The 340-nt window shown below is 43.8% G+C and carries 1 tRNA gene; it reads right to left on the bottom strand.

The annotated features are described in order from the left end of the window. Positions 1-235: 235 nt before the first annotated feature. Positions 236-311 (bottom strand) — tRNA-Ala (locus tag AC1DKR_RS21525). Positions 312-340 lie beyond the last annotated feature (29 nt).

Below are 340 nucleotides of genomic sequence, written 5' to 3'. Positions count from 1 at the left end.
CCATATAACCCCAAGCAATCTGGTTATACTGTGAAGACGACATTCGCCGAAAATTCGCAATTACTCACAAATTTTACCTTAGCCTGATCCGTTACCAGTGAAAGTAACGTTCAGTCTATCTTTCTATCACATACCCAAATTTTTAAAGAACGATCTAGCCAAAGACTAGAAATCAACATTCACCATCATCACGATGGAATGCTCATTTCTAAGCTTTCAACAACAGAAGCAGTAGTGGTGGAGCCAAACGGGATCGAACCGTTGACCTCCTGCGTGCAAGGCAGGCGCTCTCCCAGCTGAGCTATGGCCCCGTATTTCTACAGGTATTCCCACACAAAAT

This window comes from Stenotrophomonas sp. 01N47 (assembly GCF_056399165.1).
Note: the sequence above shows the minus strand (reverse complement) of the source record. Positions and strands in the feature narration are given on the sequence as shown.